General features: G+C 66.1%; 21 protein-coding genes. 7 read left to right on the top strand and 14 right to left on the bottom strand.

Annotated elements, in window-relative coordinates; genetic code table 11:
* Window positions 1–133: 133 nt before the first annotated feature.
* Window positions 134–859, bottom strand: coding sequence for an SDR family oxidoreductase (locus AC6I6X_RS14915; protein ID WP_497931340.1), 726 nt, complete (start codon window positions 857–859; stop codon window positions 134–136).
* Between the two features lie 94 nt (window positions 860–953).
* The gene (locus tag AC6I6X_RS14910; protein ID WP_497931339.1) at window positions 954–1412 is read right to left on the bottom strand and encodes a response regulator; all 459 of its coding nucleotides are present in this window, start codon (window positions 1410–1412) and stop codon (window positions 954–956) included.
* Between the two features lie 180 nt (window positions 1413–1592).
* Here AC6I6X_RS14910 and AC6I6X_RS14905 point away from each other — a divergent pair, with 180 nt between their 5' ends.
* Window positions 1593–2264 (top strand): glycerophosphodiester phosphodiesterase, encoded by a 672-nt coding sequence (locus AC6I6X_RS14905; RefSeq protein WP_497931338.1) that lies wholly within the window; start codon window positions 1593–1595, stop codon window positions 2262–2264.
* A gap of 14 nt (window positions 2265–2278) precedes the next feature.
* Here the strand turns inward: AC6I6X_RS14905 and AC6I6X_RS14900 are convergent, their stop codons facing one another.
* The 10 genes from AC6I6X_RS14900 to AC6I6X_RS14855 form a co-directional block, all read right to left on the bottom strand.
* On the bottom strand, window positions 2279–2755 hold the full coding sequence (locus AC6I6X_RS14900; RefSeq protein WP_497931337.1) for an NUDIX domain-containing protein: 477 nt from the start codon (window positions 2753–2755) through the stop codon (window positions 2279–2281).
* 147 nt (window positions 2756–2902) lie between these two features.
* Window positions 2903–3307 (bottom strand): secondary thiamine-phosphate synthase enzyme YjbQ, encoded by a 405-nt coding sequence (locus AC6I6X_RS14895; protein WP_497931336.1) that lies wholly within the window; start codon window positions 3305–3307, stop codon window positions 2903–2905.
* Between the two features lie 48 nt (window positions 3308–3355).
* On the bottom strand, window positions 3356–3799 hold the full coding sequence (gene arsN2 / locus AC6I6X_RS14890; RefSeq protein WP_497931335.1) for an arsenic resistance N-acetyltransferase ArsN2: 444 nt from the start codon (window positions 3797–3799) through the stop codon (window positions 3356–3358).
* A gap of 164 nt (window positions 3800–3963) precedes the next feature.
* The gene (locus tag AC6I6X_RS14885; protein ID WP_497931334.1) at window positions 3964–4992 is read right to left on the bottom strand and encodes a HEAT repeat domain-containing protein; all 1029 of its coding nucleotides are present in this window, start codon (window positions 4990–4992) and stop codon (window positions 3964–3966) included.
* A 102-nt stretch (window positions 4993–5094) separates the two neighbouring features.
* Complete coding sequence (locus AC6I6X_RS14880) at window positions 5095–5364, bottom strand: universal stress protein (protein ID WP_497931333.1); 270 nt, start codon at window positions 5362–5364, stop codon at window positions 5095–5097.
* Window positions 5365–5491: 127 nt separating this feature from the next.
* On the bottom strand, window positions 5492–6553 hold the full coding sequence (locus AC6I6X_RS14875; protein WP_497931332.1) for a CNNM domain-containing protein: 1062 nt from the start codon (window positions 6551–6553) through the stop codon (window positions 5492–5494).
* A 42-nt stretch (window positions 6554–6595) separates the two neighbouring features.
* Entirely contained in the window at window positions 6596–8623 is a 2028-nt protein-coding gene (locus AC6I6X_RS14870) for a SpoVR family protein (RefSeq protein WP_497931331.1), read from the bottom strand.
* Window positions 8616–9947 (bottom strand): YeaH/YhbH family protein, encoded by a 1332-nt coding sequence (locus AC6I6X_RS14865; protein ID WP_497931330.1) that lies wholly within the window; start codon window positions 9945–9947, stop codon window positions 8616–8618. The genes AC6I6X_RS14870 and AC6I6X_RS14865 overlap by 8 nt, the downstream gene beginning before the upstream one ends.
* Window positions 9938–12223, bottom strand: a complete 2286-nt coding sequence (locus AC6I6X_RS14860) for a PrkA family serine protein kinase (RefSeq protein WP_497931329.1) — start codon at window positions 12221–12223, stop codon at window positions 9938–9940. Before AC6I6X_RS14860 ends, AC6I6X_RS14865 begins: the two co-directional genes overlap by 10 nt.
* A gap of 1 nt (window position 12224) precedes the next feature.
* On the bottom strand, window positions 12225–14297 hold the full coding sequence (locus AC6I6X_RS14855; RefSeq protein WP_497931328.1) for a PrkA family serine protein kinase: 2073 nt from the start codon (window positions 14295–14297) through the stop codon (window positions 12225–12227).
* A 699-nt stretch (window positions 14298–14996) separates the two neighbouring features.
* On the opposite strand from AC6I6X_RS14855, the gene AC6I6X_RS14850 reads away from it, so the two are divergent.
* Both AC6I6X_RS14850 and AC6I6X_RS14845 read left to right on the top strand, forming a co-directional pair.
* Window positions 14997–15410, top strand: a complete 414-nt coding sequence (locus AC6I6X_RS14850; RefSeq protein ID WP_497931327.1) for a DUF5820 family protein — start codon at window positions 14997–14999, stop codon at window positions 15408–15410.
* Between the two features lie 65 nt (window positions 15411–15475).
* A complete protein-coding gene (locus AC6I6X_RS14845; RefSeq protein WP_497931326.1) occupies window positions 15476–15922 on the top strand; it encodes a UPF0179 family protein in 447 nt (148 codons plus the stop codon).
* Between the two features lie 27 nt (window positions 15923–15949).
* Here the strand turns inward: AC6I6X_RS14845 and AC6I6X_RS14840 are convergent, their stop codons facing one another.
* Complete coding sequence (locus AC6I6X_RS14840) at window positions 15950–17239, bottom strand: MFS transporter (RefSeq protein WP_497931325.1); 1290 nt, start codon at window positions 17237–17239, stop codon at window positions 15950–15952.
* A gap of 64 nt (window positions 17240–17303) precedes the next feature.
* Here AC6I6X_RS14840 and AC6I6X_RS14835 point away from each other — a divergent pair, with 64 nt between their 5' ends.
* Both AC6I6X_RS14835 and AC6I6X_RS14830 read left to right on the top strand, forming a co-directional pair.
* A complete protein-coding gene (locus AC6I6X_RS14835; RefSeq protein ID WP_497931324.1) occupies window positions 17304–18758 on the top strand; it encodes a short-chain fatty acid transporter in 1455 nt (484 codons plus the stop codon).
* 93 nt (window positions 18759–18851) lie between these two features.
* Entirely contained in the window at window positions 18852–19349 is a 498-nt protein-coding gene (locus AC6I6X_RS14830) for a hypothetical protein (RefSeq protein ID WP_497931323.1), read from the top strand.
* A 39-nt stretch (window positions 19350–19388) separates the two neighbouring features.
* Here AC6I6X_RS14830 and AC6I6X_RS14825 read toward each other — a convergent pair whose 3' ends face one another.
* Window positions 19389–19739, bottom strand: coding sequence for a winged helix-turn-helix transcriptional regulator (locus AC6I6X_RS14825; protein ID WP_497931322.1), 351 nt, complete (start codon window positions 19737–19739; stop codon window positions 19389–19391).
* A gap of 150 nt (window positions 19740–19889) precedes the next feature.
* Between AC6I6X_RS14825 and AC6I6X_RS14820 the strand changes: the two genes are divergently transcribed.
* Window positions 19890–22328: a penicillin acylase family protein gene (locus AC6I6X_RS14820; protein ID WP_497931321.1), complete on the top strand. Its 2439-nt coding sequence runs from the start codon at window positions 19890–19892 to the stop codon at window positions 22326–22328.
* Window positions 22325–22732 carry a hypothetical protein gene (locus AC6I6X_RS14815; protein ID WP_497931320.1) on the top strand — a complete coding sequence of 136 codons (408 nt, stop codon included), beginning with the start codon at window positions 22325–22327 and terminating at the stop codon, window positions 22730–22732. Before AC6I6X_RS14820 ends, AC6I6X_RS14815 begins: the two co-directional genes overlap by 4 nt.
* Window positions 22733–22799 lie beyond the last annotated feature (67 nt).

Here is a 22799-nt window from a genome sequence, read left to right as displayed (position 1 = left end):
TCTTATTCCCCGGGTTGATATACTTCACGACACACCGTCGTTGTCTCACGATTAGCCGGCTTTCGGCCCGGTTTCGGGCACGAAATCGACCACCTGTCAACCGGCAATTTCAACGCCGGTTCCGGATTCGACCTCAGGCCTCCCCGTAGACCGGCACGGCCGCACCGCTTGTCACCGACGCGCCGTCGCTACAGAGGAAGGCCATCACGTCGGCGATCTCACGGGGTTCGACCCACGAGTCGTGGTCCGAATCGGGCATCATCTCCCGGTTCATCGGGGTGTCGATCACGCTCGGCATGACGCAGTTGGCGCGGACTGTCCCGCGGTTCTCCTCGGCCAGCGTCTCGGTCAACAGACGAATCCCTGCCTTGGTGATCCGGTAGGGCCCGTCACCCTCGCCGCCCTCCAGCGACGATCGGGCGCTGACGCTGACGATCGAACCCTCGGTCTCCTGCAGGTGTGACAGTGCGTGTTTCGAGGCCAGGAACGCCGTCTTCAGGTTCACGTCGACGAGCATGTCGAACTCCTCGACGTCGGTTTCTTCGATCGGGTCGCCGCCGCGCCAGGTGCCGGCGACGTTCAGGAGGTGGTCGATCCGGCCGTGGTCGTCGACGACGGTCGAGACGAGGTCCGCGACGTCGGCCTCGTCGGTCAGGTCCGCCTCGTAGAAGTGGATGCCCTCGTCATCGGCGTCGAGCAGGCTGTCGTCGGCGTCCGGTTCGACGACGTCAACGGCACAGACCGTCGCGCCCGCCGCCCGGAATCGATCGACTGCGGCGCTGCCCAGCGCCCCGCTTGCACCGGTTATCACGGCGACCGTCCCATCGAAATCGACGTCGAACGCTGTCGTGGCTCCCATACGGAACCCTGTCGACGCCCCGGTAGATCAATGGCGGGGCCGAACGATCGATGAAATGACCGTCGAAGCGACGCGATTCGTGTCGATCGCCGCCCTACGAGGGAATCGGCGGGAGGGCCGCCCGTTCGAACCAGAAGTTCACGACGGCCTCCGCGATCGTGACGAACTCGTCGGGATCGGTCGGTTTGGTGAGGTAAGCGTTCGCACACCGGTCGTAGCTCTCCCGGACGTCCTCGGTCGCCTCCGAACTCGTCAACACGAGCACGGGGAGGTTCGCGAGGTCCGGGTCCGACCGGACGTGTTCGAGGAATTCGAACCCGCCCATCCGGGGCAGGTTCAGGTCCAGCAGGACGAGATCCGGGAGCGAGGCCGACGGCTCCTCGAGTTGACTGGACAGACAGTCGAGGGCCTCGGTTCCGTCCGTCGTAACGTGAAGCGAGATGTCGGCCGGGACCGCGTTGAACGCTTCCCGGGTGAGTCGGACGTCGCCGGGATTGTCTTCGACGAGGAGAACGTCGATCGAGTCAACGGGGGACTGCGACGTGCCGGTCATAGTTCGGATCGTCGATCGTATACAGGTCGGAGAACGTAATGCATGGTGACGGTACCTTTCGATAAGAATCTATCCGGGTTAAGGCTACTTGCTAAGCAATTTGGACCGCCGCCGGATTCGGCAGGAAGCGGATCGCTGAGGCGGGACACTGATATCGATCGCGATCGACACTGTACCCGAATGCGACTGATCGCCCACCGCGGGTTCGCCGCGACGGCACCGGAGAACACGATCGCCGCCGTCCGGTCCGCTGCCGAGTACGCCGACGCCGTCGAGTTCGACGTGCGCCGGTGTGGATCGGGGGAACTCGTCGTCATCCACGACGAGACGATCGACCGCGTGACGGGGCGTGGCGGAGTCGTCGCGGACACCGATCTCGCGGACCTGCAGGCGGCGTCGGTCCTCGACTCGGACGAGCGAATCCCCACGCTCGAGGCGGTGCTTTCGGCCGTACCGCCGTCGGTCGAGATCAACCTCGAAATGAAGGCGCGGGGCATCGCCGCGGACGTCCTCGACGCGACCGCCGACGTCGAGAACCGGGTCGTCGCGACCTCCTTTCTCGAACCCGAACTGCGGGCGATCCGCGACCGCGACGCGAGCCAGCCGATCGGCCTGCTCGTCAGTAGGCGACTCGACGCCCCCGTGACCACCGCCGTCGAACTCGACTGCGACGTCGTCGGAGCGGGCTACTGGCGGTGCCTGACCACGGGACTCGTCCCGCGGGCGAAGTCGGTCGGCCTCGAAGTGCACGCCTGGCCGATCGAACGCCTCCGCCTGGCCAAACTGCTCGATCGCTGTGGCGTGGACTGCGTCTCGGCCGATCGGCCGCTCCGCGTCGGGGCGTCCGACTGACGATCGGCCGGCAGTCACTCGAAGAACAGCCGCGTCCCCGGTGCCTCTTCGGCGTCGTCCGGCAAGTCGTCGAACCAGTCGACGCCGACGGGGCCGTCCTCCTCAGCGTCCGGGGCGGCCAGATCGGCCACGACCGTCCCGTCCGCTGGCGTCGCACTGAACACGACGAACTGCCGCGTTTCGGTCCGCTCGCCGTCCGCGAGTCGGAGTTCGAATCGCCACACGCCCGCGAGCGCGTCGGGGTCGATCTCGAGGCCGACGACCGTTTCGACCGCCCGCCGTGCGGCGTCGGCGTACGATTCTCCGGCCTCGACGTCGACGAGGGGCAGTTTCCAGGCGCAGTCGGCCGTCAGTCGTCGGAGCAACACCGATCGCTGCTCGTTCGTGACGCCGACGACGACCAGGTCGCCGAGGGACGCGAGTTCGTCGAGCGCCTCCCGGTCGGCGGTATCTGATTCCTCGCGAACCGTGACGTCCTCACGGTCGCGCAAGGTCTCGAGATTCGCGATCGGTTCGCCGGGGGTGCCGTCTGTCGACGTATCGGAGTGGTTCGAAGCCGCTCTCGAGAGTCGCCAGTCGCGATCGGCGAGAACGGGTGCGCGCAGACCGGTGGGAACTACCGTCCCCGATCATCGACATCAACTGCCGTCCCCGATCGTCGTCACCGACACCGTGCGCGTGCGCGGGCCGTCGCATTCGACGAACAGCACCGACTGCCACGTGCCGAGCGCGAGTCGGCCGTTCTCGACCGGAATCGTCGCGTCCGGACCGACGAGCGCCGCCCGGAGGTGGGAGTCAGCATTATCGTCCAGTTCGTCGTGGGCGTGGCCCTCGTCCGGCACCAGGTCGCGGAGAAACGACTCGATGTCGCTCCGCAGTCGGAGTTCGTCTTCCTGAACCACGAGCCCTGCCGTCGTGTGCTGGACGAAGGCCGTACACGTGCCGGTTGCGAGGTCGTCCGGGACGGCCGCGGCGATCCGATCGGTCACGTCGACGGTCGTGAGCCGTGCGTCGGTGTCGACGGTGAACGTCGTCCGTGTCATGGTCGGGAGATGGACGCGCAGAACGAAGCCCCTTGTGACGACCCGCGACTACAGCGACGTCCGCATACAGGTGGCCGACGCGGGACAGAGTTCGGCGAACTCCGTCGTTTCGCGGATCGGGTCGGGCGCGTCGCTGCGATCGATTTCCTCGTAGCCGCGGGACGCGAAGAACGCGGACGCGGTCGTCGTAAGTAAGTAGAGCGTGTCGATCCCCTCCTCCCTGGCGACCGCCTCCAGCGCCCCGGTGAGCGCCGTCCCGAGTCCGTTCCCGCGGGCCGATCGTTCGACGACGACCGATCGGAGGAGTCCGTCGACCCCGTACGGTTCGATGCCGCCGACGCCGACCCGATCGTCGCCCTGGGACGCGAGGTAGAACCACCCGGGATTCGATCGGACGTCGGCCGTCGGCAGGTCGTTCTCTTCGAGGAGCGTCTCGACGTAGGAGAGCGTCCGCTCGTCGGCCTGCCGAAGCGTGATCGATCCACCGCTCATGCGGGACCCATCGCTCGGCAGGACTATGACGTTTTTCAGTCCTCTGTACGCGCCGCTGGCTGGAACCGTCCACTGGAGTAGCCACTGCACACCTGATCGCAGGACGGAAGCGCGATTCGGAGCGAGCGAGAAACGCGGACAGTGCGACCAGTCTGTAACCCGTTTCAGTGGCTACTATCGCTCACCCGATCGAGGGCCCACGCGGCCCGCTCGCGGACGCTCGGGTCCGGGTCCTCGGCCGCGAGCGTGGCGAGGTGATCGGCCGCCCCGTCGACGCCGCCGTACCCGAGGGCGAGACAGGCGTTCGCCCGGACGTGCGCGTGGTCGTCGTCGAGCAGGGCGACGAGGCGATCCCGTGCTGGGTCGACCGCCGCTTCCGCGCCAGCGGCCACGCGGGCGATCGTGACGGCGGCGTTCGCGCGCGTGTTCGGATCGTCGCTCTCGAGTGCCGTCGCGATGCGCGGACACGCCTCCTCGACGGCGGCCGGGTTCTGGTGGGCGACGTCGCCCAGAGAGCCGATCGCGTTGTTCCTGAGCGTCCCGTCGTCGTGATCGACCAGCGCCACGGCGTCGTCGACGAACTCGAGCGCGGGCGAGGCCGCGTCCGATCGCGCGAGCCGTCCGAGTGCCGACAGCGCGGGCGCGCCGTTTGCCGCCGGGTCCGCCGCGAGCGCGTCGGTCAGGTACGACGTTGCGGGCTCGACCGCCGCCGGATACTCGATCGCCAGCGTCGCGAGCAGACGCAGCCCCCAGCGATCGTACCCCCGTCGTTCCTCGAGCACGTCGCGGATCGCGGCCGCGTGCTCGACGACCGTGTCCGGGCGCTCCGTCGCGACGGCGTCGAGACACCGTAGTAGCTCCCGCGTCGCCGGCTTCCGCTCGTTGTCGACGGCGAACGAGACGATCTCCTCGACCGAGGGTGCGACGTCGGACGGCGATTCTTCGGCCAGTTCCGCCAGACTCAGCGCGATCTCGTCGTGAAAGTCGATCGACGGCCGGCCGAGCAACGCCCGGAGTTTCGGCACCGTCGGCAGACAGAGCGACGGCTCCTCGTCGATCGTCTCCCTGATCCGTCGAACCGCCTCCTGTTGGCCGGTCGGCTCGTGGTCGTCGAGTTGTGCGAGTACCGCCGGAAGGTCGAACGCGGCCGCGTTGTGTCTTTTCTCGACGGTTTCGCCCCCATGCCTGTCCATTGCACTCGCTGAATGTTCCAACGTCGATAAGAGTGTTCTGGCAGGTTCGTTCGACGTACCTCGACAATATCCCACGCATTCGAGACCGTAACGAAGCGGTTCCTACGCCCGTACGACGAGGACGGGGGCGTCGACGGTCCGGAGGACGCGATCGGTGGCCTCGTTCGTGACGTCTTCGGCCACCTGATCGAGCGTCTCCGTGAGATCGGGCGCGATTGTTCCGAGGCTGGACGCGGACATCTCCGTTCCCGTGTCGACCACGTGCAGGAAGTGGACCGTCACCGCGTGAGATTTCGCGACGCTGATGCCGTGGCTCACCGCGGCGTCGCTCGCGTCGCTCCCGTCGATCGGGACCAGAACGTCGTCGTACATACACCTGTGGACCATCCCCAGCGGCAAAAGCGGTGGCCTGGATCGACCGATCGGCGGAGCTACGGGGCGGACGGTCAGAGCGGCCGATCACTCGACGTCGGCCGGCCCAGGGTTCGCCTCGGCGTTCTCACTGTTCGAGTTGCCCCTGGTCCAGTGGATCTTCGATGTCGCCCGTGATCGCCTCCAGCAGGTCGGTCACCGTCACCAGTCCGACGACCTCGCCGTCCTCGATCACGAACGCGAGTTCCTGTTGTTCGGCCTGGAACTGGTCGATCGCGTCGCTGACGTCCGTATCCGGGGAGAGCGTCATCGGCGGCGCGGCCAGTTCGGAAAAGTCGACGGTCCCGTCCGCCAGTTCCTCGCGATGCCTGGCGAACACGGGGAAGTACACGATCCCGCGGAAATCCGTCAGCTCCGCTCCGACCAGCGGATACCGCGTTTGCGGCCGCCGTTCCATCCGACGGGCGTTCTCCTCGAAGTCGGCCTCGGTCGAGAGCGCGACGATTTCGTCGGGCGGCACCATCACCTCTCGCACCGGTTGCTCGCCGACCTGCAGCGCGTTCATCACCTCCTCGCGTCGCTCGTCGCTCAGATCCCCCCGATCGAGGACGTTCCCGATGCGATTCCGGAGGTCGGCCCGGGACTCGATGACCTCCTCTTCGGTCTCGAGCCACGCGCCGGTCATCTCGATACCGAACAACCGGAGCGTCAGCTTTGCGACCCGGTCGCCGAAGCGAATCAGCGGCGAGATCACCAGCGCGAACCAGTACAGCGGGGCCGCGCCGTACCGGCAGACCTGTTTCGATCGTTCGACGCCGAGGTAGGTCGGCGTCTGTTCCCCGTGCGTGAGGTGCACCATGTTGATGAGAAAGAACGCGAGGACCGAGCCGCCGCCGACGGCGGCGAGGAACGTATTCTCGAAGACCGGTTCGAAGAGGGCCGCGAGTCCGGGTTCGGCGACGATCCCCAGCGCGATACTGGTCCCCGAGATCCAGATCTGGCAGGTCGTCAGGTACAGTTCGAGATCGTCGGTCATCTCCCACGCCCGTCGTAATCCGGGCGTGTCGAACTCCGACTTCGGGTACTGTCGGGCGCGCGTCAGCCCGAACTCGATGGCGACGAAGTAAGCGTTGATCAGGATGAGCAAGATGCCGGCGATCAGTCGCCCAGTAATCTCGAGCGAATCCATCGTCGGACCCTACAACCGGCGAACACAAATCAGTGGCCCCGCTCAGGCCAGCCACTCGTCGGGTTTCGTGTCGTAGTCGACGTCGTCGGCCGCGAGGTGGTCGACCTCCTCCCAGGGGACGTCCTCCATCGTGACCTCGTCGCCGTCGTACCGGAGCAGTTTGCCGCGCTCCTCCGGTTCCGGTTCGCGGTTGCGGCGCTTTGCGACCTCGATGTCGTGGTCGTCGACCTCCTTGACGATCGTCAGCAGGTTCACCGGCCGGCCCCACAGTTCGAAGATCCGCTTGAGCGTCTCCCGGGCCTGTCCCAGGTCGAGCATGACGCCGTTGTACTGGTGGCCCAGCAGGAGTTCGTTGGCGTTGTTGTAGTTGCCGTCGTAGACCGCGATCGTCGGCTTCCCGAAGTTGGTGAACTGGAGGAGGAGCTTCTTTTTCACGTCCTCGGCGGCGTCGCTGGCCACGTGGAACTGGCCGGTCGCCTCGGAGTGTTCGTACGTGAAGTAGTTGTTCGCGGTGATGAACTCCTCCGTGAGGAACTCGTCGAGGAAGGTGACGTCGTTGTGGCTCTCGCGGACGTCGAACATGCGGTCCCAGCCGGCGGTGTACTCGACGTCTTCGAGCGCCTCCGCGACCGAGGCGTAGCGCGCGTCGTCGAAGAGGTAGCGGCCGATCCGCTCGAGTTCGTTCTGGTTGATCCGCCCGAGGAAGCCGCGATGCTGGCGCTTGACCAGCGAGTAGTGGCGCCGGGCCAGGCCCTCGTAGGTGAGCACCTTCCATGGGTATTTTTCGACGTCGATCTCGCCGTCACGGGCCCGATCGAGCGCCTCGTGGTCGACCCACTCGTCGGGGACGTCCTCGAGTTGGGTCAGCGTCTCGGGGGAGATGTCGTCGATCGCTTGCGGTGGCTCGAGCGTCGCGAGCACCTCGTCGAAGTCGACGACGTCGGTCAGGTTCCGCCACGAGATCCCCTCGACGCGGAGGAGTCGTTCGAGGACCTCCCGGCGGTTGGTCGTGTTCTCCACGTACTCCCAGAGTTCGAAGCCGAGGCTGTAGGGGTTGAGTCCGGGCGAGGCGAGGACCTTCGCCATGTGATCGGCGTAGTTTACGAACTCGTCGTTGCCGGCGAACGCCTCGTCGGACATCATCAGCGACTCCCAGTAGGCCGCCCAGCCCTCGTTCATCACCTTGGTCATCTTCTGGGCGGCGAAGTAGTACGCCTCCGCCCGCATCATGTCGAGGATGTCCCGTTGCCAGGGCTCCATCTCGACGCCGCGGCCGGCCTCGGCGTCGTACTGCTTGCCGTACTCGCGGACGAACGCGAGCACGTCCTTCTGGGGCTCTTCCGGGAAGTTCACCGGCCCGTCCTCGCCCTCGAGTTTCTCGACCCACTCCTCGTCGAACACCTCGCCCTTGATCTCGTCGGAGAGATCGAGTTCGTCGAGTTTCTTCGCGAGATCCTCGTCGATCTTCTCGACCGGGCCGTCGATGTCGAGTCGCCGCTCGAACACTCGGTGCTGGTCGATGTTGTCCTCCAGCGAGAGACAGTGATCGATCCACTTCTCGACCTCGGCCCGATCGATCTCGGGATCGGACATGTACTCGTCGATCGCCCGGGCGTGGCGTTCGAGCATGGCTGCGGCGTTGACCTGGGCCTCGTCGGCCTGCCCCCGCGTGAAGAGGCCGAACCACTCGTTGTTCGAGAAGAAGTCCGAGTGGGCCTCGACGTGGGTGATGACGGCCTTCTGGTCGGCCAGCGTGTTCGACTCCTGGAGGAACGCGTGGGCCGGATTGTCGTTGTTGACGATCTCGAAGGCCTTCCCGCCGCTGTACTGGCCCTGCTTTTGTTGCTTGTCGTACTGCATTCCCCACCGCCAGTGCGGGTACCGCGACTGGAATCCGCCGTAGGCGATGAGTTCGTTCATCTCGTCGTAGTCGACGATCCAGTACTTGACCGGGTAGGGTTCGAGGCCGAGTTTCTGGGCCAGGTTCCGCGCCTCCCGCACCGGTTCCTCGAGGTCGGTCGCGATCGCTTGCTTGCGGAATCTATCCGTGTTGAAATTCGTTCTACTCATCGTCTTCACCCTCCGTCGAGAGGATCTCGTAGATCGCGTCGGTCACGTCGGACTTGTCGTTGACGTAGGCCACCGCGACGTCGTCGGCGTCGGTGCCGAAGTGGCGTTCCAGTTCTTCGGCGTGGGTGGCGTTGATCGCGTTGCCGCTCGGCTGCGTCTCGACGTACGCGTGGAGGTTGGCCGGGATCTCCTCCATCAGCGGGATGACCCGCTCTTCGGTGTCGTTGCTCGAGTTCTCGGAGTCGCCAGCCGCGAAGACGTACCGGTTCCAGTCGGCCCAGGGGTACTCCTCCAGCAGCTGGTCGGCGAGTTCGTACGCGCTCGAGATCTTCGTCCCGCCGCCCGATCGGATGCCGAAGAACTCGTCGCGTTCGACCTGCCAGGCGTCGGCGTCGTGGGCGATGTAGACGAACTCGGCGTTGTCGTACTTGCCCTGGAGGTACCAGTCCAGCGGCGTGAACGTCCGCTCGACGAGTTCGCGCTTCTTCTCGCGCATCGACCCGGAGACGTCGCGGATGTTGACGACGACGACGTTCTTCTCTTTCTCCTCGATGATCTCGGGGTAGCGGTAGCGTTCGTCCTCCCGGCGGAAGGGGACGTGCTTGATCCCCTCCCGACGGATCTGCTGCTGGACCGTCTGGCGCTCGACGTTCTCCTCGACCTCGTCGATCGAGTCCCACGCGTCCAGTTCGTCCGCGGGAATCTCGTCGTAGGCCTCCTCGACCCAGGCCATCGACACCGGGATGTTCTCCCCGCGGGCCCACTCGAAGACGTCGCGCGGGCCGAACCCCTCGACCTTGCACACCTCCCGGAGGAAGTCCTCGTCGAAGTCCATCGCGAGTTTACGCTTGAGCCCCTCCTTGAACATCCGCTCGAAGTCGAGCGTGCTGTCGGGGCCAGTCCGGGTGAGGTCCGTGAAGGGACCCTCCTTCTCCTCGATGACCTTCTTGCCCTTCGGATCGAGGTCGAGGCCGAGTTCCTCGTCGAGTTCCTGGGCGAACTCCTCGGGGTCCATCTCGTAGTACTCGTGCTCGCCGCCGTCCTCGCCGGGTTCGTCCCCGTCCTCGCCGTCGTCGTCGCCCGGCTGTGGCTGGGGCTGACCGACCGGCTGGCCGACGTCCGGCGTCCCGTCGTCGCCCTGTCCGACGCCACCCTGGTCGCGCCGATCGTACTCGAACTCCGGGAGCGAGACGATCTTGACCGGGATGTTGATCTCGCCGGGTTTGCTCTGTCCGAGGTCGCCGTACTGGATGAAGTCGGCGAGATCCTCGCGGCGCTCCTCGCCGACTTCGCGGAATCGTTCGAGGTCGTCTCTCAGTCCCATCTGTATGACACCTGTCCCATGACGTGTCTGCTGGTTAGCTCGGCCGACGCCTCCGAGTAGTCGAAGAGGTCGACCATCGTGTCGATCGTGTCCGCCTTGACGGACTCGGTCTGCGTGCCGCTCGGCGGATCGTCCCACTGGCGGGGGTCGAAGTCCTCGAACGTGCGTTCGACGTCGTCCCAGTCGTGGCTCTCGAGGACGGTCTTGATGACCGGGATCGCCGTCAGGTCGACGTCCTCCACCGAGAAGTCCTCGTCGCGGTGTTCCCAGGCGTGGCGGTTCAGCGACGTGATCACCTTCTCGCGCCGGAAGTTCCGCACGCTTTCCCGGGGAAGGTTCCCCTCGTAGTCGTCCTCGGAGAACCGGCCGAGGTGCTCGATCTCGAACAACTTCATCTTCAGCGGATCCGGTTCGACGCGCTCGCCGCGATCGTTGTACAGCGGCTCGTCGGTCTCCCACGCGTAGACGTGTTCGACGTACTCCGCGACGGTGTCCTCGTCGACCCGTTTCTCGTGCATGATCGCCTCGATGACGTCGCTCTCCTGCTGGTCGAAGATGTAGTTTTTCACGGGAACCACGCGGTTCTCGAACTCCGATCGCTCGCCGGTCGAGAAGACCGGGGCGTCGGCCATCCCCTCGGCCATCCCGTTTAACACGTCGCGGGGCATAACCACGTTCTCGACCGGCAGGTCCGGGTGGTGGCGGTCCTTGTCCGTCCGCAACAGTTCCGCCAGGGTGTCCCGCGTGTACGTGACGGGGACGCCGTGTTCGCCGTCGTGGCCGTCGTCGTCGAAGTCGAAGTCGTCCTTCTCACGGCGGGTGTCGCCCTCCTGGAGGTAGCCCTGGTCGTAGATCAGGGCCTTGTCGACGAGATCCAGCCCGTTCGGGAGGTCTTCCTCGTCGAGCCGGGTGGCGACGGCGTACAGCGCGGCCGCCTCGATCGCGTGGGGCGCGAACTCCTGCTCCCTGGCCTCGCCGTCCTGGCCTTTCACCGTCACCGTCACCGGCTCACGGATCCGACCGGCCAGTTCGTCGTAGCTCTCGGCCGTCCAGACCTCCGTCTCGTTCGTGAGTTCCCGCCGGATGAGTTCACACTCCAGCGAGAGGTTCGTGAGGTAGCCGAACTGGTGCTTGTCGAGGCGGCGCTTGAGCGCCTTCAGGGGGTCCATCCCGTTGCGATCGGCGTGCTGATTGAGTTGCGCTTCCAGGTCGGGGTTGGAGATGATCAGCAGCTGGCTGTCGACGTCCATCCCGATCCCCTTGTCCAGTTTGACCGACTGCTCGTCGGGGACGTTCAGCAGCTTCTGGAGCAGGTCGGCGTGCTGGGCCGCGTCCTCGACGATCGTGAGGACGCCGTTGCCCTGCGACAGGACGCCGTCGTAGCTGAACGCCTGCGGGTTCTTCCGGCCCCGGGAGTCGAGTTCCTGGAGCATCCCGTGCATCCACGACCCGACGAGCCGTTCCTTCGGCGGGCCGTCGTCCTCGCTGTGGAGAACGCCGACGCCCTGGCCGACGTCGACGACGTAGTTCTTCACGCGGAGGTGTTTGTCGTCTGCGATCGCGGAGAACAGTTCTCCCTTCCCCTCCCGGCGGTACCGCTCCTCGAGGAAGTCGTAGGCTTCCCGCGAGAAGGGGTCGAGGGCCGCGTCCACGCGAACGGGAACGTGATCGTCGAGTTCGCCGTTGAGGTCCTCGAGGATGCGCTCGCGGACGCTCTCGGGGAACACCGACAGCGGATGCGCCTGGACCGGACTCTCGTACCAGTGCTGGTCGTCTCCAGCAGTGGGGTCGCCGCCGTAACTCAGGCCGCGATCGTCCGCCTCGGCGGTCGTCACGTTCCACTCGACGGTGTAGCGTCGACCCTCGGGGGTCTTCGAGTACTCCCGCAGGCCGTTGACCAGACAGCGCTTGAGTTCCGACTTGCCCGTCGCGGTCGGTCCCTCGAACCAGATGATCTTCTCGTCTTTCGCGCGCCCGGCGGCGATCGATCGGAGGTCGTCGACGAACCCGTTCAGCACCTCGGTGTTGCCGAGGATGGCGTGCTCGCCGTCGTTGTGTGGATCGTCGAAGAAGCGGTAGCGCTCCTTCTCCTCGCCCTCCTCGACCACGGCCCGGGTGCCGGCGGCCTCGATCGCCTCGAGCAGGTACTTCGAGGCGTGGGAGGCGATCGTCGGGTTCTCGAAGATGCGATCGACGTACGCCGCGAGGCTCATCGGCTCCTCGTAGGTCTCCTCGAGCGTCCGATCGGCCTCGGTGACGTAGTCGTTCCCCGTCATGTTACTCTTCCATCTCGGCCTTGGCGACCTCCGCGCCCGCGAACTCGAGGACCTCTTTCGCCCCTTCCTCGGAGTAGCCCTGCTCCATCAGGGCGTCGATCCACGAGGAGCGTTCGTCGTCGTCGAACTCGTTGGCCGATACGAGCGCCGAGAAGTTGATGTTGTGCTTCTTGTCCTCCCAGAGTTTGCGCTCCAGGGCGCGGCGCAGGCGTTCGTTGTCCTGCGGGTTGAACGCCTCGCCCTCGCGTGCGCGACGGGAGACCCAGTTCGAGACCTCCTGACGGAACGACTCCTTGCGGTCCTCGGGAATGTCGAGTTTCTCCTCGACGCTCCGCAGGAACGTCTCGTCGGGTTCCTGCTCCCGGCCCGTCAACTCGTCCTCGATCGTGTCGTCGTCGATGTAGGCCATGACGTGGTCCATGTACTTCTCGCCCTGGCGCTGGATCTCGTCGATGTCGTAGGCCAGCGCGTGGCGGACGTCCTCGATGGCGCGCTCGCGGTACTCCTCGCGGACCGTCTCGAGGTAGCGGTAGTACTTCTCGAAGTTGTCCTCGGGGATGGAGCCGTGGTGCTCCAGGTTCTCCTCGAAGAAGTTGAACACCGTCAGCGGCGAGAGGAAGCCGCGCTGGCGGTGTTTCGAGTCCATGATCGCCTCCGCGATCTCGTCGCCGATGAAGCGGGGTGAGATACCGACCATCCCTTCGCCGATTTCGGCCTTCGCGGCGGCCTCGTCGCGAAGCTTCTTCGGGTCGATGTCGTCGCCCTCGTCGATCTCGCCGTTGTAGGCTTTCGCCTTCGAGAGCAGGTCGACGGTCTCGGTGTCGGGTTCCTCGATCCGCGTGAGCACGCCGAACAGGCCCGCCATCTCGAGCGTGTGGGGCTCGACGTTGATGTCGGGCACGTCGGCGTTGTTGAGCATCTTCTGGTAGATATTGGACTCGTCCTCGTAGGACAGGACGTACGGGAAGTCGATCCGCTTGGTCCGGTCGTTGAAGGCCTCCATCTTCTCGTCACCCTTCTTGTCCTTGTACTCGGGCATGTTCGTCCGCCCGACGATCACCTGGTCGATGTCGATTCGCGGGTTGTTCTTCGGCTTGATCGTCTGCTCCTGGGTGGCGTGCAGGAAGTCGTAGAGGAACTCCCGCTGGAGTTTGAGCAGTTCCTCGCCGCTGAAGATCCCCCGGTTCGCGTTACAGAAGGCCCCGGAGTAATCGAACGCGCGCGGATCGGACTCGCCGTAGATGGCGATCTTCGAGTAGTTGACGTCGCCGGTGAGTTCGGTCTCGTCCTGGTTCTTCTTGTCCTTGGGCTCGAAGGTCTCCAGCCCCTGGCGCTTGTTCTCGTCGGCGACGAACCGGATGATCTCGACGTGATTTTCGAGGACCTGCTGGAGGTCGTCGTCGTAGTGGGCCAGCAGCCGGTCCATGTAGAACTCGCTTTCCGGATCGAGCGCTTGCTCGTTCTGGATCGTGTACGGGGCGTCGAGGTTCTCGTTCAGGTCGTCGATTACCTGCTGGCGCTGTTCCAGGGGCAGGAGGACGAGCGGATCCTGGTTCATCGGCGATCGGACGGTGTCGTCGGCCGGATCCTGGTCTTTGATGACGTCACAGAGGTTGGTCCACTTGAACGTGTACATCCGCCCCTCGTCGCGGAGCGTGTAGTCCTCGAAGTAACGCCGCACCTGCTTGTCGAAGTGGGACTTCCCGGACCCGACTGGGCCGAGCAAGAGCTTGATTCGCCGTTCGGGACCGAGCCTGCGAGCACCCGACTTGACCTTGTTGACGAACTCGTGGATCGACTGGTGGATCACCTTCCCGTAGAAGGTGTTCTCGCCGTCGTTCAGCGGGTCTTCACTGGCGAGCTGGTACTCGACCATGCCCTCCGTCTCGTCGTAGGTCGTTCCGTAGTAGTCGAACATGTCCGCGACGCGCTGGTGGGCGTTGCGGGCGATCTTCGGGTCCTCGTACACCGCTTCGAGGTACCAGTCGAACGACTTCGTCTCCCGCAGGTCCGCGGGCATCGATTCCTTGTAATCCGTACTGAGCTTCTCGAGCGTCTCGATGTCACCGGTCATGGTATCATTGCCAGTTTGGTGGTCCCCCGTCTTCGATCAGCACCTGCGTCGATGGGACAGGCGTGGAGTGAACGTCGATCGACCGTCTGCACCGTCGCGTAGCCGAACCGTCATCCGCCGCGACCGCGTCACGGCGTCGCGTATACCACGTACTCACTTGACTCATCGCGGTGGCTCGCAGAGAGCGCGAACCTCTTCGGGCGGCGATTCGTCGTGCCATATGTGATCTCTTACCACTGCATCGTGTCGGTACCGCACTGCCGGTCGTTCACGACGTGCGCCGGGGACGGGCGCGGAGTTGATCGGTCCGGCGATCGGATACCGATAGTATTTAATGAGTGAGTAATCCACGTACTTAACCTTGGCCCCAAAAGGTATTTACCAGGACTTCATTACAAGCAAAATTTGCCAGAATCGTAGACTGTTGCTTGGTATCACACCCCGCATTGGGGACCGAATGGCAAAAACGAACGGCCTGCAGCGTCCGGGTTGGCTCGCGCGCGCTCGGCCGCGCTCCCACACTGGGCGGTCCCGGTCGACCGACGGCGGTCCCGGTCGACCGACGATCACCGCTGGACGACGATCGCCGCCGATCGGTTCGCAACCTGCCGTGATCGGGGCCCGACGCGACGGTGCGGCGACGACGGCCGTCACCGATCGGACGACGATGCTTTAGCCCCGACGCCCGTACCGACGTCCATGACGGCGTTCGCCGCCCTTCCCGACAGCTGGACCGTCTGGAGCGAGGAGGAGGACGGCCGGACGGTACTCGCCTACCGGCCGGACGTCTTCGACGCCGAGGAGTTTCCCCCGGCTTGTCTCCCGACGCTCTACGTCACCCACGGCAAGCGAACCCGGAGACCCGGTACCAACCCGACCAACCGGACGACGGCGAACGACTGGTTCGTCACCCTCTACCTGGAACCCGACGTCACCCTTCCCGACCAGCACCGGTTCGACGATCGATCCGACGCCGTCGCGTGCGCGATCGATCTCGCCCGGCAGTTCGACGCCGGCGAGATCGACTATCGCGACCTCTACCAGGTGCCGCGGGAGCGGTACTTCGATCGACTCGACGAGTTGACCGGGCAGTCAGGCGACGACGTCTCGTAGGGTCGAACGGACAACGGGGACGCCTCGACGTGAGGCTTAACCGATCGCGGCGCGAATCGACTCCCATGTCGACCGTTACGCTCGTCGGGACCCGGCTGGCCGAACCGGGAACCGAGTTCGTCTATCACGGCGAGGCGGACGCCTGTGCCGGCTGTCCGTACCGGAGTCAGTGTCTCAATCTGGAGGTCGGAACCAAGTACCGCATCACGGACGTCCGGGAGAACGCCCAGACCCTCGAGTGTGCCATGCACGACGGCGGCGTGCGAGCGGTCGAGGTCGAACCCGCCACCGTGAAAGCGAACATCACGTCGAAGGGGGCGTTCACCGGGAGCAAGACGAGCCTGCCCGGCCCGTGTCCGTACGTCGAGTGCCCCAGCCACGAGTACTGCGAACCCGACGGCCTCTCGTTCGACGAGGAGTACCGGATCCGGGAGAACCTCGGCGATCCGCCGCACGACGTCTGTCACCTCGATCGCTCGCTCGAACTGGTCGAACTCGAGTCCGACGACTGATCGCCAGTTCGGTCGACGATCCGATGTTCACTCGCCGCGCCCCGCGATCGCGATCAGCCCGGCACCGACGACGCCGGCGATCCCCGCGCCCACGAACGCGGGCGTGTACGTGCCCGCGAGATCGTACGTGAGTCCGGCAGCCCAGGGCGCGACCAGTCCCGAGACGGCAAAGGACAGCGAGACCATGCCGAAGATCGCGTTCGCGTTCCCCGTGCCGAACAGGTCGGCCGTCAGCGGCGACAACAGCGCCCCGTTCCCCCCGTAAGCGATCCCGAAGACGATCGCGAAGGCGTACAGTCCCGCCGCCGAATCGACGACCGGAAGCGCCATCGTCGTCGCCCCCATCGCCAGCGAACAGCCGACGAACGTGCGTATGCGGCCGACCCGATCGGCGAGGCCGCCCACCCCGATCCGGGCGGCGGCGGTCGTGACGCCGACGATCGCGAGCGCGATCGCACCCGTCCGTTCGCCGAGGCCGACGTCGCCGGCGTGAGGGACGACGTGGACGAGGACAACGTAGAGCGTCCCGTAGACGAAGACCCAGCCTGCGAACACGAACAGGAAGGTCCGGGACGTCGCGACGGCGGTCACGTCCCGCCGGTAGGTCGCCCAGTCCGGCGGGTCGGCGTCCGGGACGCTGCCGTAGAACTCGGTTCCCGGATCGACGCCCGCAGAGGCCGGATCGTCCGCGAACAGGGGCGTGACGAGGGCGACCAGGACGGCGGCCCCGCCGACGAGGACGAGGATCGCCGTCCGCCACCCGACGGCCCCGACGAGGGCGCTTGCGGCGGGGGCCATCGCGACCATCCCGATCCCGAGGCCGGCGGTGGCGATGCCCGTCGCGAGTCCGCGGCGGCGCTCGAACCACCGAGGAACCGTCGCGTACGAGACGACGTAGATCGAGCCGAGACCGATCGCCGTGACGATCCCGTAGGCGACCAGCAATTCGGCGTAGGTGGACGAGCGACTGGTCCACACGCCACCGATCGCCAGCGCGACCGCGCCGACGAACAGGAACCGTCGGCCGCCGAATCGATCCGCGAGGACGCCCAGCGCGGCCGCGGCGACGTAGATCACGACCGTCTGGAGGGAGAAGACGAACGACACGCCCGATCGGGACAGGCCGAGTTCGCGCTGTATCGGCCCGAGGAAGACGCCGAAGGCGTACGACAGTCCGAAAACGACGAACGCGCCGACGAAACTCCCTGCGACGACGTACCAGCCTCGGTACAGGCCTCCGCCGGCGGTCCGGTCCTCGCCGGTTGCGATCCGATCGTCGTCGGCCGCTGTCCGATCGTTTCCGACGTCACCCGTCATGCTGTTCGGTCCGATGATACTAGGTCACGTAATTATTAGTATGTGTATTGCTGACGTGTGGGTGATGTCCTCAGCAGAGACGACTGCGGCGGGTGGTAACATCATCGAACGCGCGGGGGAGCGGATCGCGGACGTGGTCGAGCGGTGGATGCCGAGTCCGTTCCTGTTCGCGATCATCCTGTCCTATGCGGTGTTCGTGGCCGGGATGATCGTCGAGGGTCAGGGGCCGTCGGACATGGTGCTCCACTGGTACGACGGGTTCTGGGCCTTCCTGACCTTCGCGATGCAGATGGTCCTGATCATCATGACGGGGTTCGTGATCGCGTACCATCCTCGCGTCAACGACGGCCTGCAGCGCCTCGCCGGCTTGCCCGGCGATCGCAAGCAGGCGGTCGTCCTCGTCGGCGTCGTCTCGATGGCGCTGGCGTGGATCCACTGGGGGCTCAGTCTGGTCGTCGGTGCGATCTTCGCCCGCGAGATGGGGAAGGCCGCCTACCACAAGGGGATCGACGTCCACTATCCGTTGCTCTGCGTGGCCGGCTACATGGGCCTCGGCCTCACCTGGCACTGGGGGCTGTCCGGGTCCGCGCCGCTGTTGCTCGCGACGCCGGGCAACGAGTTCGTCGAACTCGGGATCGTCGACGGACCCGTCGCGACCTCCGCGACGATCTTCAGCACGTACGCGCTCACGCTCACCGTCCTGTCGATCGTCTTCGCGGCGATCGTCCTCTACCTGCTGACGCCGTCCGCCGGTCGCGCATCGGGTATCACCGAGTACATTCCCGAGGCGGAACTGTTCGAAGCGGCGACGGACGGCGGAATCGGCGAAAACGCCGTCGACGAACCCGGTCCGGAGATGGAACCGGACGCGGCCGGGAGCGATCGACCGGTCCCGGCGGAACGGATCGACAACAGCAAACTGCTCGGCGGGATCATCGCCCTGACTGGCGTCGCCGTGGTCGGCTGGCAGTTCTGGACCCAGGGGCTCGACGCGCTGAACCTGAACGTGCTGAACTTCGCGTTCCTGTTCGTCGGCCTCGCGATCTACACCCAGCCGGCGGTCTACCGCGAGCGGTTCGGCGAGGCCGCGGAAGCCGCCGCGGGGATCATCCTCCTCTTCCCGTTCTTCGCCGGCATCCAGGGGATGATGACCGGTTCCGGACTCGCACAGACGATGGCGGACGCGCTGCTCGCGGTCTCGACGACGGAGACGTTCCCCGTGATCGCCTGGCTCACCGCCGCGGTCGTCAACCTCTTCGTCCCCTCGGGCGGCGGCGAGTGGATCGTCCTCGGCCCGTCGGTCCTCGAGGCTGGTAACGAGCTCGGCGTTCCGTACGGTCAGGCGACGATGGCCTACGCCGTCGGCGACGCCCACACGAACCTGCTGAACCCGTTCTGGGCGCTCCCGCTGCTGGCGATCACGCGGATCCGCGCCCGGGAGATGTTCGGCTACGCGATCGCGATGCTGCTCGCGCTGATCCCGTTCCTGGCGATCGCACTGTACGTCGTGCCGTACTAGCGCCGATCGTACGACCGCACGATCGCCGCCGTTCGACCGTACTATTCGATTCTCTGATAGGTTTTATTTGTCGATGGCTTCCACTGGGTACTCATGGAGCCCCTGTCCGATCCGGACCGTCTGCGTACCCGTTCGGACGTCGACGTCCACGAGGAGACACGGATCGTCCCGCAGGCCGAGTTCGAAGCCATGCGCAGTCGCGTCGACAGCCGCGTCGCCGTCGGCTTCCCCAACGACGACGGGGAGGTCCTGCTACAGGACGACGGCTCGCACGGGTGGAGTCTGCCCGCCTTCACTGTCGAGGCCGGCGAGGAGTGGACGGCGATCGGTCGCCGGTGGATACCGCGACTGGCTGGCGTCGCCGTCGAACTCGATCGGTTGGAACGCTTCCGTCGCATCGATATCCAGCCGGACGGGACGGCTGAGGAACGCATCAGCATGTACAACGTCGTCGTTCGAGCGGTTCCCGTCGAGGGACGGCCGATCACCGACGACGTCCCCGCGGACGTTCGGGACGTCGACTGGTTCGGTCGCGTTCCCGCCGAGCAGGACGGCGAACTCGCGGCCGATATTCGTCTGTTCGTCGCGTGACTGGCGATCGTCGAAACCTCGTGTCGACGATCAAGAGAGTTACTGTTCGGGAGAATCGAGCCACTCGGACGCCCAGCACTCGATCTCGTCGAAGACGGGTTCGAGCGACTCGCCCTTCGCGGTGAGGCTGTAGTAGGTCGCGATCGGCGACTCCTCCTCGATGCGGCGTTCGACGAACCCCATCTCGCCGAGGTCGTCGAGGACGCGCGAGAGCGTGCGGGCGTTCGCGCCGGTCGATCGCTTGAGTTCGTTGAACCGCTGTTCGCCGTCGAGCAGGGTGTGGAGGATGGCGAGTCGCCACTGGGAACCGATCTGTTCGAGCGACTCGATGACGGGACAGGCCTCGGCGTTTCGTTCGCGGGTCTCGGCGTCGGACTGGGCTGGCGGCATCGGTGAGACACTATTCCCCGTGAATCACTATAGCAGTTCGGTTTCGAACCAGCTAACAGAAGGTTAGTAGTCCGCATGAATAAACCGTTCTCGCGCCGAAAACCGTTGACAACGAGGCCATTAAGAGCGGTGCGCCGAATCGGTACTGTTGTGCCATCTGACACCACACGGCGAGGCGTGCTCGCCGGCGCGCTCGCCGCCGGAATCGGCGGGCTGACCCTTTCGTCGGCGCGAGAACTTCTCGATCAGTTCGCGCCGCTGTCGGGTCGCGCCTGGGACGCGGCCGATCGGAACCTCTCGGAGGCCGTCGAGAGCCCCTACGGCGAGGCGACCGTCCGGGTCGACGAGCACGGAGTCCCGCACGTCACGGCCGACGACGAATCGGCGGCGTACTTCGCCGTCGGCTACGTGCAGGCGTTCGATCGGCTCTTCCAGCTCGACCTCCAGCGGCGGGTCATGCGGGGCCAGCTCTCCGAAATCGTGGGGGAAGTTACGCTCTCGGACGACGAGTTCCACGTCGCGATGGACTTCGCGGGTGCGGCCGAGGCGACCTGGGAGCACGTCTCGGAAACCGCCGCGGGACCGCTCGTCGAGGCGTACGCCGACGGCGTGAACGCCGCGATCGAGCGCGAGCAACTCCCGCTCGAGTTCGAACTGCTGGACTACGAACCGCGCGAGTGGACCCCGGTCGACTCGATGCTGATGGAGAAACAGATCTCGTGGGACCTGACCGGCGACTTCGGCGAACTCCGGCGGGCGCTGGTCGCCGATCGACTCGGTGCGGACCTCGCCGACGCCCTCTACCCCGATTGGCTGGACCACGAGACGCCGATCCTGCGGGACGCGGTCGACGCGGACCGCCTCGACGACGGCTCCAGCGGCTCGGACGGGACGGCGGCTATCGGAACCAGGGCCCGGAACGGATCCGAAGACGACCGCCGATCCGTCGGCGCCGGCCTGACGGGGTACCTCTCCCGGTTCGAGTCGCCGATCGGCGTCGGCTCGAATAGCTGGGTCGTCTCGGGCGAACATACGGCAAGCGGGACGCCGATCGTCGCGTACGACCCGCACCTGACGCTGATGACGCCGCCGCTGTGGTACGAACAGCACGTCGAGACGTCCGAGACGTCGGTTCGCGGGGCGACCTTCCCGGGCGTCCCGTTCGTGATCGCGGGTGCGAACGGGACGGGGACGTGGTCGTTCACCAACGTCGGTGCGGACGTCCTCGACTGCTACCGCTACGAGATCGACGACGCGGGCGAGCGCTACCGCTACGGAGGCGAGTGGCGCGAGTTCGGTATCGAGGAGCGAGAGATCGCCGTCGCGGACGGCGAGAACCGCACGCTCACCGTGCGGAAGACGGTGCACGGGCCGGTGATCGAACGCGAGGAGCGGACGATCGGCGTCGCCTGGACCGGCCACACCGCCACCCGGACGACCGAGGCGATCTACGAGTTCGGGCGCAGCGACGGCCTCGAGGACCTGCTCGAGTCGACCCGGAAGTTCGACCTGCCGACACAGAACCTCGTCTACGCGGACGCCGACGGCCGGACGCTGTACTACGCCACGGGGAAACTCCCGATCCGGACGATCGGCGGCGACGTCGTGTCCGGAAACCGCATCTTCGACGGCTCCGCGGGCGAGGGCGAGTGGGAGGGGTTCACCCCGTTCGGCGAGTCCTCCTGGGACGGGTTCGTCCCGTTCGAGGAGAAACCCCACGCGATCGATCCGGACGTTCTCGCGACGGCTAACCAGCGGGTCACCGACGACCCGAATCACTACGTCGGCGTCGCCTACGCCTCGCCGTATCGCGGCGCGCGAATCTACGATCGGCTCGACGAACGGATCGAGAGCGGCGAGTCGACGGATCTCGCGTTCCACCGCGACGTCCAGTCCGACACCCGGGACGGCCGGGCGGATCAACTCGTCCCGGACCTCCTGGCCGCGATCGAGGAACGCGACGAAATCGACGATCGGATCGACGACGCCGCGGCGACGCTCGCGGACTGGGATCACTGGATGGACCGCGACGCCGAGGGCGCGCTCGTCTTCGCGCGCTGGATCGACTACTTTCGGGACCGCGTCTTCGAGCCCGTCTTCGCGGACGTCGACTTGGACGAATCGTACTACCCGCGCGACTGGGTCCTCGCGACGCTCCCCGCGGACAGCCCCGTCTTCGCCGATCGCTCCCGGGCGGACGCGATGGTCGCGGCGCTCGAGGCAGCGATCGACGAGATCGACGACGAGGGGTGGGAGACCTACGGCGACTGGAACACGACGGAGCCGATCGCACACCCGTTCGGCGGCGAGGCACCCTTCCTCGACTACGAGGAACGACCGGCGGACGGCTCGGCGGCCACGGTCAAGAACTACCGGGTCGACTCCGCCGTCGGGTCGAGCTGGCGGATGGTCGTCGAACCCGGCGGCGACGCCACGGCCATCCTCCCCGGCGGTAACTCCGGGGACTACTTCTCACCCCACTACGACGACCAGTTCCGGCGGTGGCTCGACAACGACCAGAAATCCATGGCCAGATCGATCGACGGCGACGCGGAGACGACCGTCGGCTTCGAGGAGGGATCGTCGTGAGCGCTCCCGAGTCCGATTCCGGTTCGGCGTCGAACGAGGAGCGGCGCCCGGACGATCGCCCGCGAGCGGATCGGACACCAGCGAGCCCGCTCGATCGCGCCCGGACGGAGCCCCGGCCCCACGCCGTCGCACTCCTCGTCGCGGTCGCGATCGGACTGGTCGCCGCGTGGCTCCACTGGGCGGGCCTGCTCCTCGGCGGGGCGCTCGTCGGACTCGTCGCGCCGACCCTGCGGCGGGCAGTCTTCGCCGCGATCGGGTTCGGGACGCTCGTCCTCGTCGTCTTCGTCGTCTCTCTGGGCGGATCCGCGGGCGCCATCGTCGGAATGGTACCGGTCGTATATCTCGTGGTCGCCGCCGCGTTCGGCCTGCCGCTTTTCGGGTCGCTGATCAGGGGCCTCGTCTGATCGCCCGGCGGTCCGCAGCCGCCGCTCTCTGTCGTCGCGGACGCCGAAAAACGCTGGCTGACGGAAA

This window comes from Halosolutus sp. YCN4, assembly GCF_059736495.1.
Note: the sequence above shows the minus strand (reverse complement) of the source record. Positions and strands in the feature narration are given on the sequence as shown.

Coding starts and splice junctions, on each gene's coding strand:
- AC6I6X_RS14915 (WP_497931340.1), bottom strand. CDS start 859: ATGGGAGCCACGACAGCGTTCGACGTCGATTTCGATGGGACGGTCGCC.
- AC6I6X_RS14910 (WP_497931339.1), bottom strand. CDS start 1,412: ATGACCGGCACGTCGCAGTCCCCCGTTGACTCGATCGACGTTCTCCTC.
- AC6I6X_RS14905 (WP_497931338.1), top strand. CDS start 1,593: ATGCGACTGATCGCCCACCGCGGGTTCGCCGCGACGGCACCGGAGAAC.
- AC6I6X_RS14895 (WP_497931336.1), bottom strand. CDS start 3,307: ATGACACGGACGACGTTCACCGTCGACACCGACGCACGGCTCACGACC.
- arsN2 (WP_497931335.1), bottom strand. CDS start 3,799: ATGAGCGGTGGATCGATCACGCTTCGGCAGGCCGACGAGCGGACGCTC.
- AC6I6X_RS14885 (WP_497931334.1), bottom strand. CDS start 4,992: ATGGACAGGCATGGGGGCGAAACCGTCGAGAAAAGACACAACGCGGCC.
- AC6I6X_RS14880 (WP_497931333.1), bottom strand. CDS start 5,364: ATGTACGACGACGTTCTGGTCCCGATCGACGGGAGCGACGCGAGCGAC.
- AC6I6X_RS14875 (WP_497931332.1), bottom strand. CDS start 6,553: ATGGATTCGCTCGAGATTACTGGGCGACTGATCGCCGGCATCTTGCTC.
- AC6I6X_RS14870 (WP_497931331.1), bottom strand. CDS start 8,623: ATGAGTAGAACGAATTTCAACACGGATAGATTCCGCAAGCAAGCGATC.
- AC6I6X_RS14865 (WP_497931330.1), bottom strand. CDS start 9,947: ATGGGACTGAGAGACGACCTCGAACGATTCCGCGAAGTCGGCGAGGAG.
- AC6I6X_RS14860 (WP_497931329.1), bottom strand. CDS start 12,223: ATGACGGGGAACGACTACGTCACCGAGGCCGATCGGACGCTCGAGGAG.
- AC6I6X_RS14855 (WP_497931328.1), bottom strand. CDS start 14,297: ATGACCGGTGACATCGAGACGCTCGAGAAGCTCAGTACGGATTACAAG.
- AC6I6X_RS14850 (WP_497931327.1), top strand. CDS start 14,997: ATGACGGCGTTCGCCGCCCTTCCCGACAGCTGGACCGTCTGGAGCGAG.
- AC6I6X_RS14845 (WP_497931326.1), top strand. CDS start 15,476: ATGTCGACCGTTACGCTCGTCGGGACCCGGCTGGCCGAACCGGGAACC.
- AC6I6X_RS14840 (WP_497931325.1), bottom strand. CDS start 17,239: ATGACGGGTGACGTCGGAAACGATCGGACAGCGGCCGACGACGATCGG.
- AC6I6X_RS14835 (WP_497931324.1), top strand. CDS start 17,304: ATGTCCTCAGCAGAGACGACTGCGGCGGGTGGTAACATCATCGAACGC.
- AC6I6X_RS14830 (WP_497931323.1), top strand. CDS start 18,852: ATGGAGCCCCTGTCCGATCCGGACCGTCTGCGTACCCGTTCGGACGTC.
- AC6I6X_RS14825 (WP_497931322.1), bottom strand. CDS start 19,739: ATGCCGCCAGCCCAGTCCGACGCCGAGACCCGCGAACGAAACGCCGAG.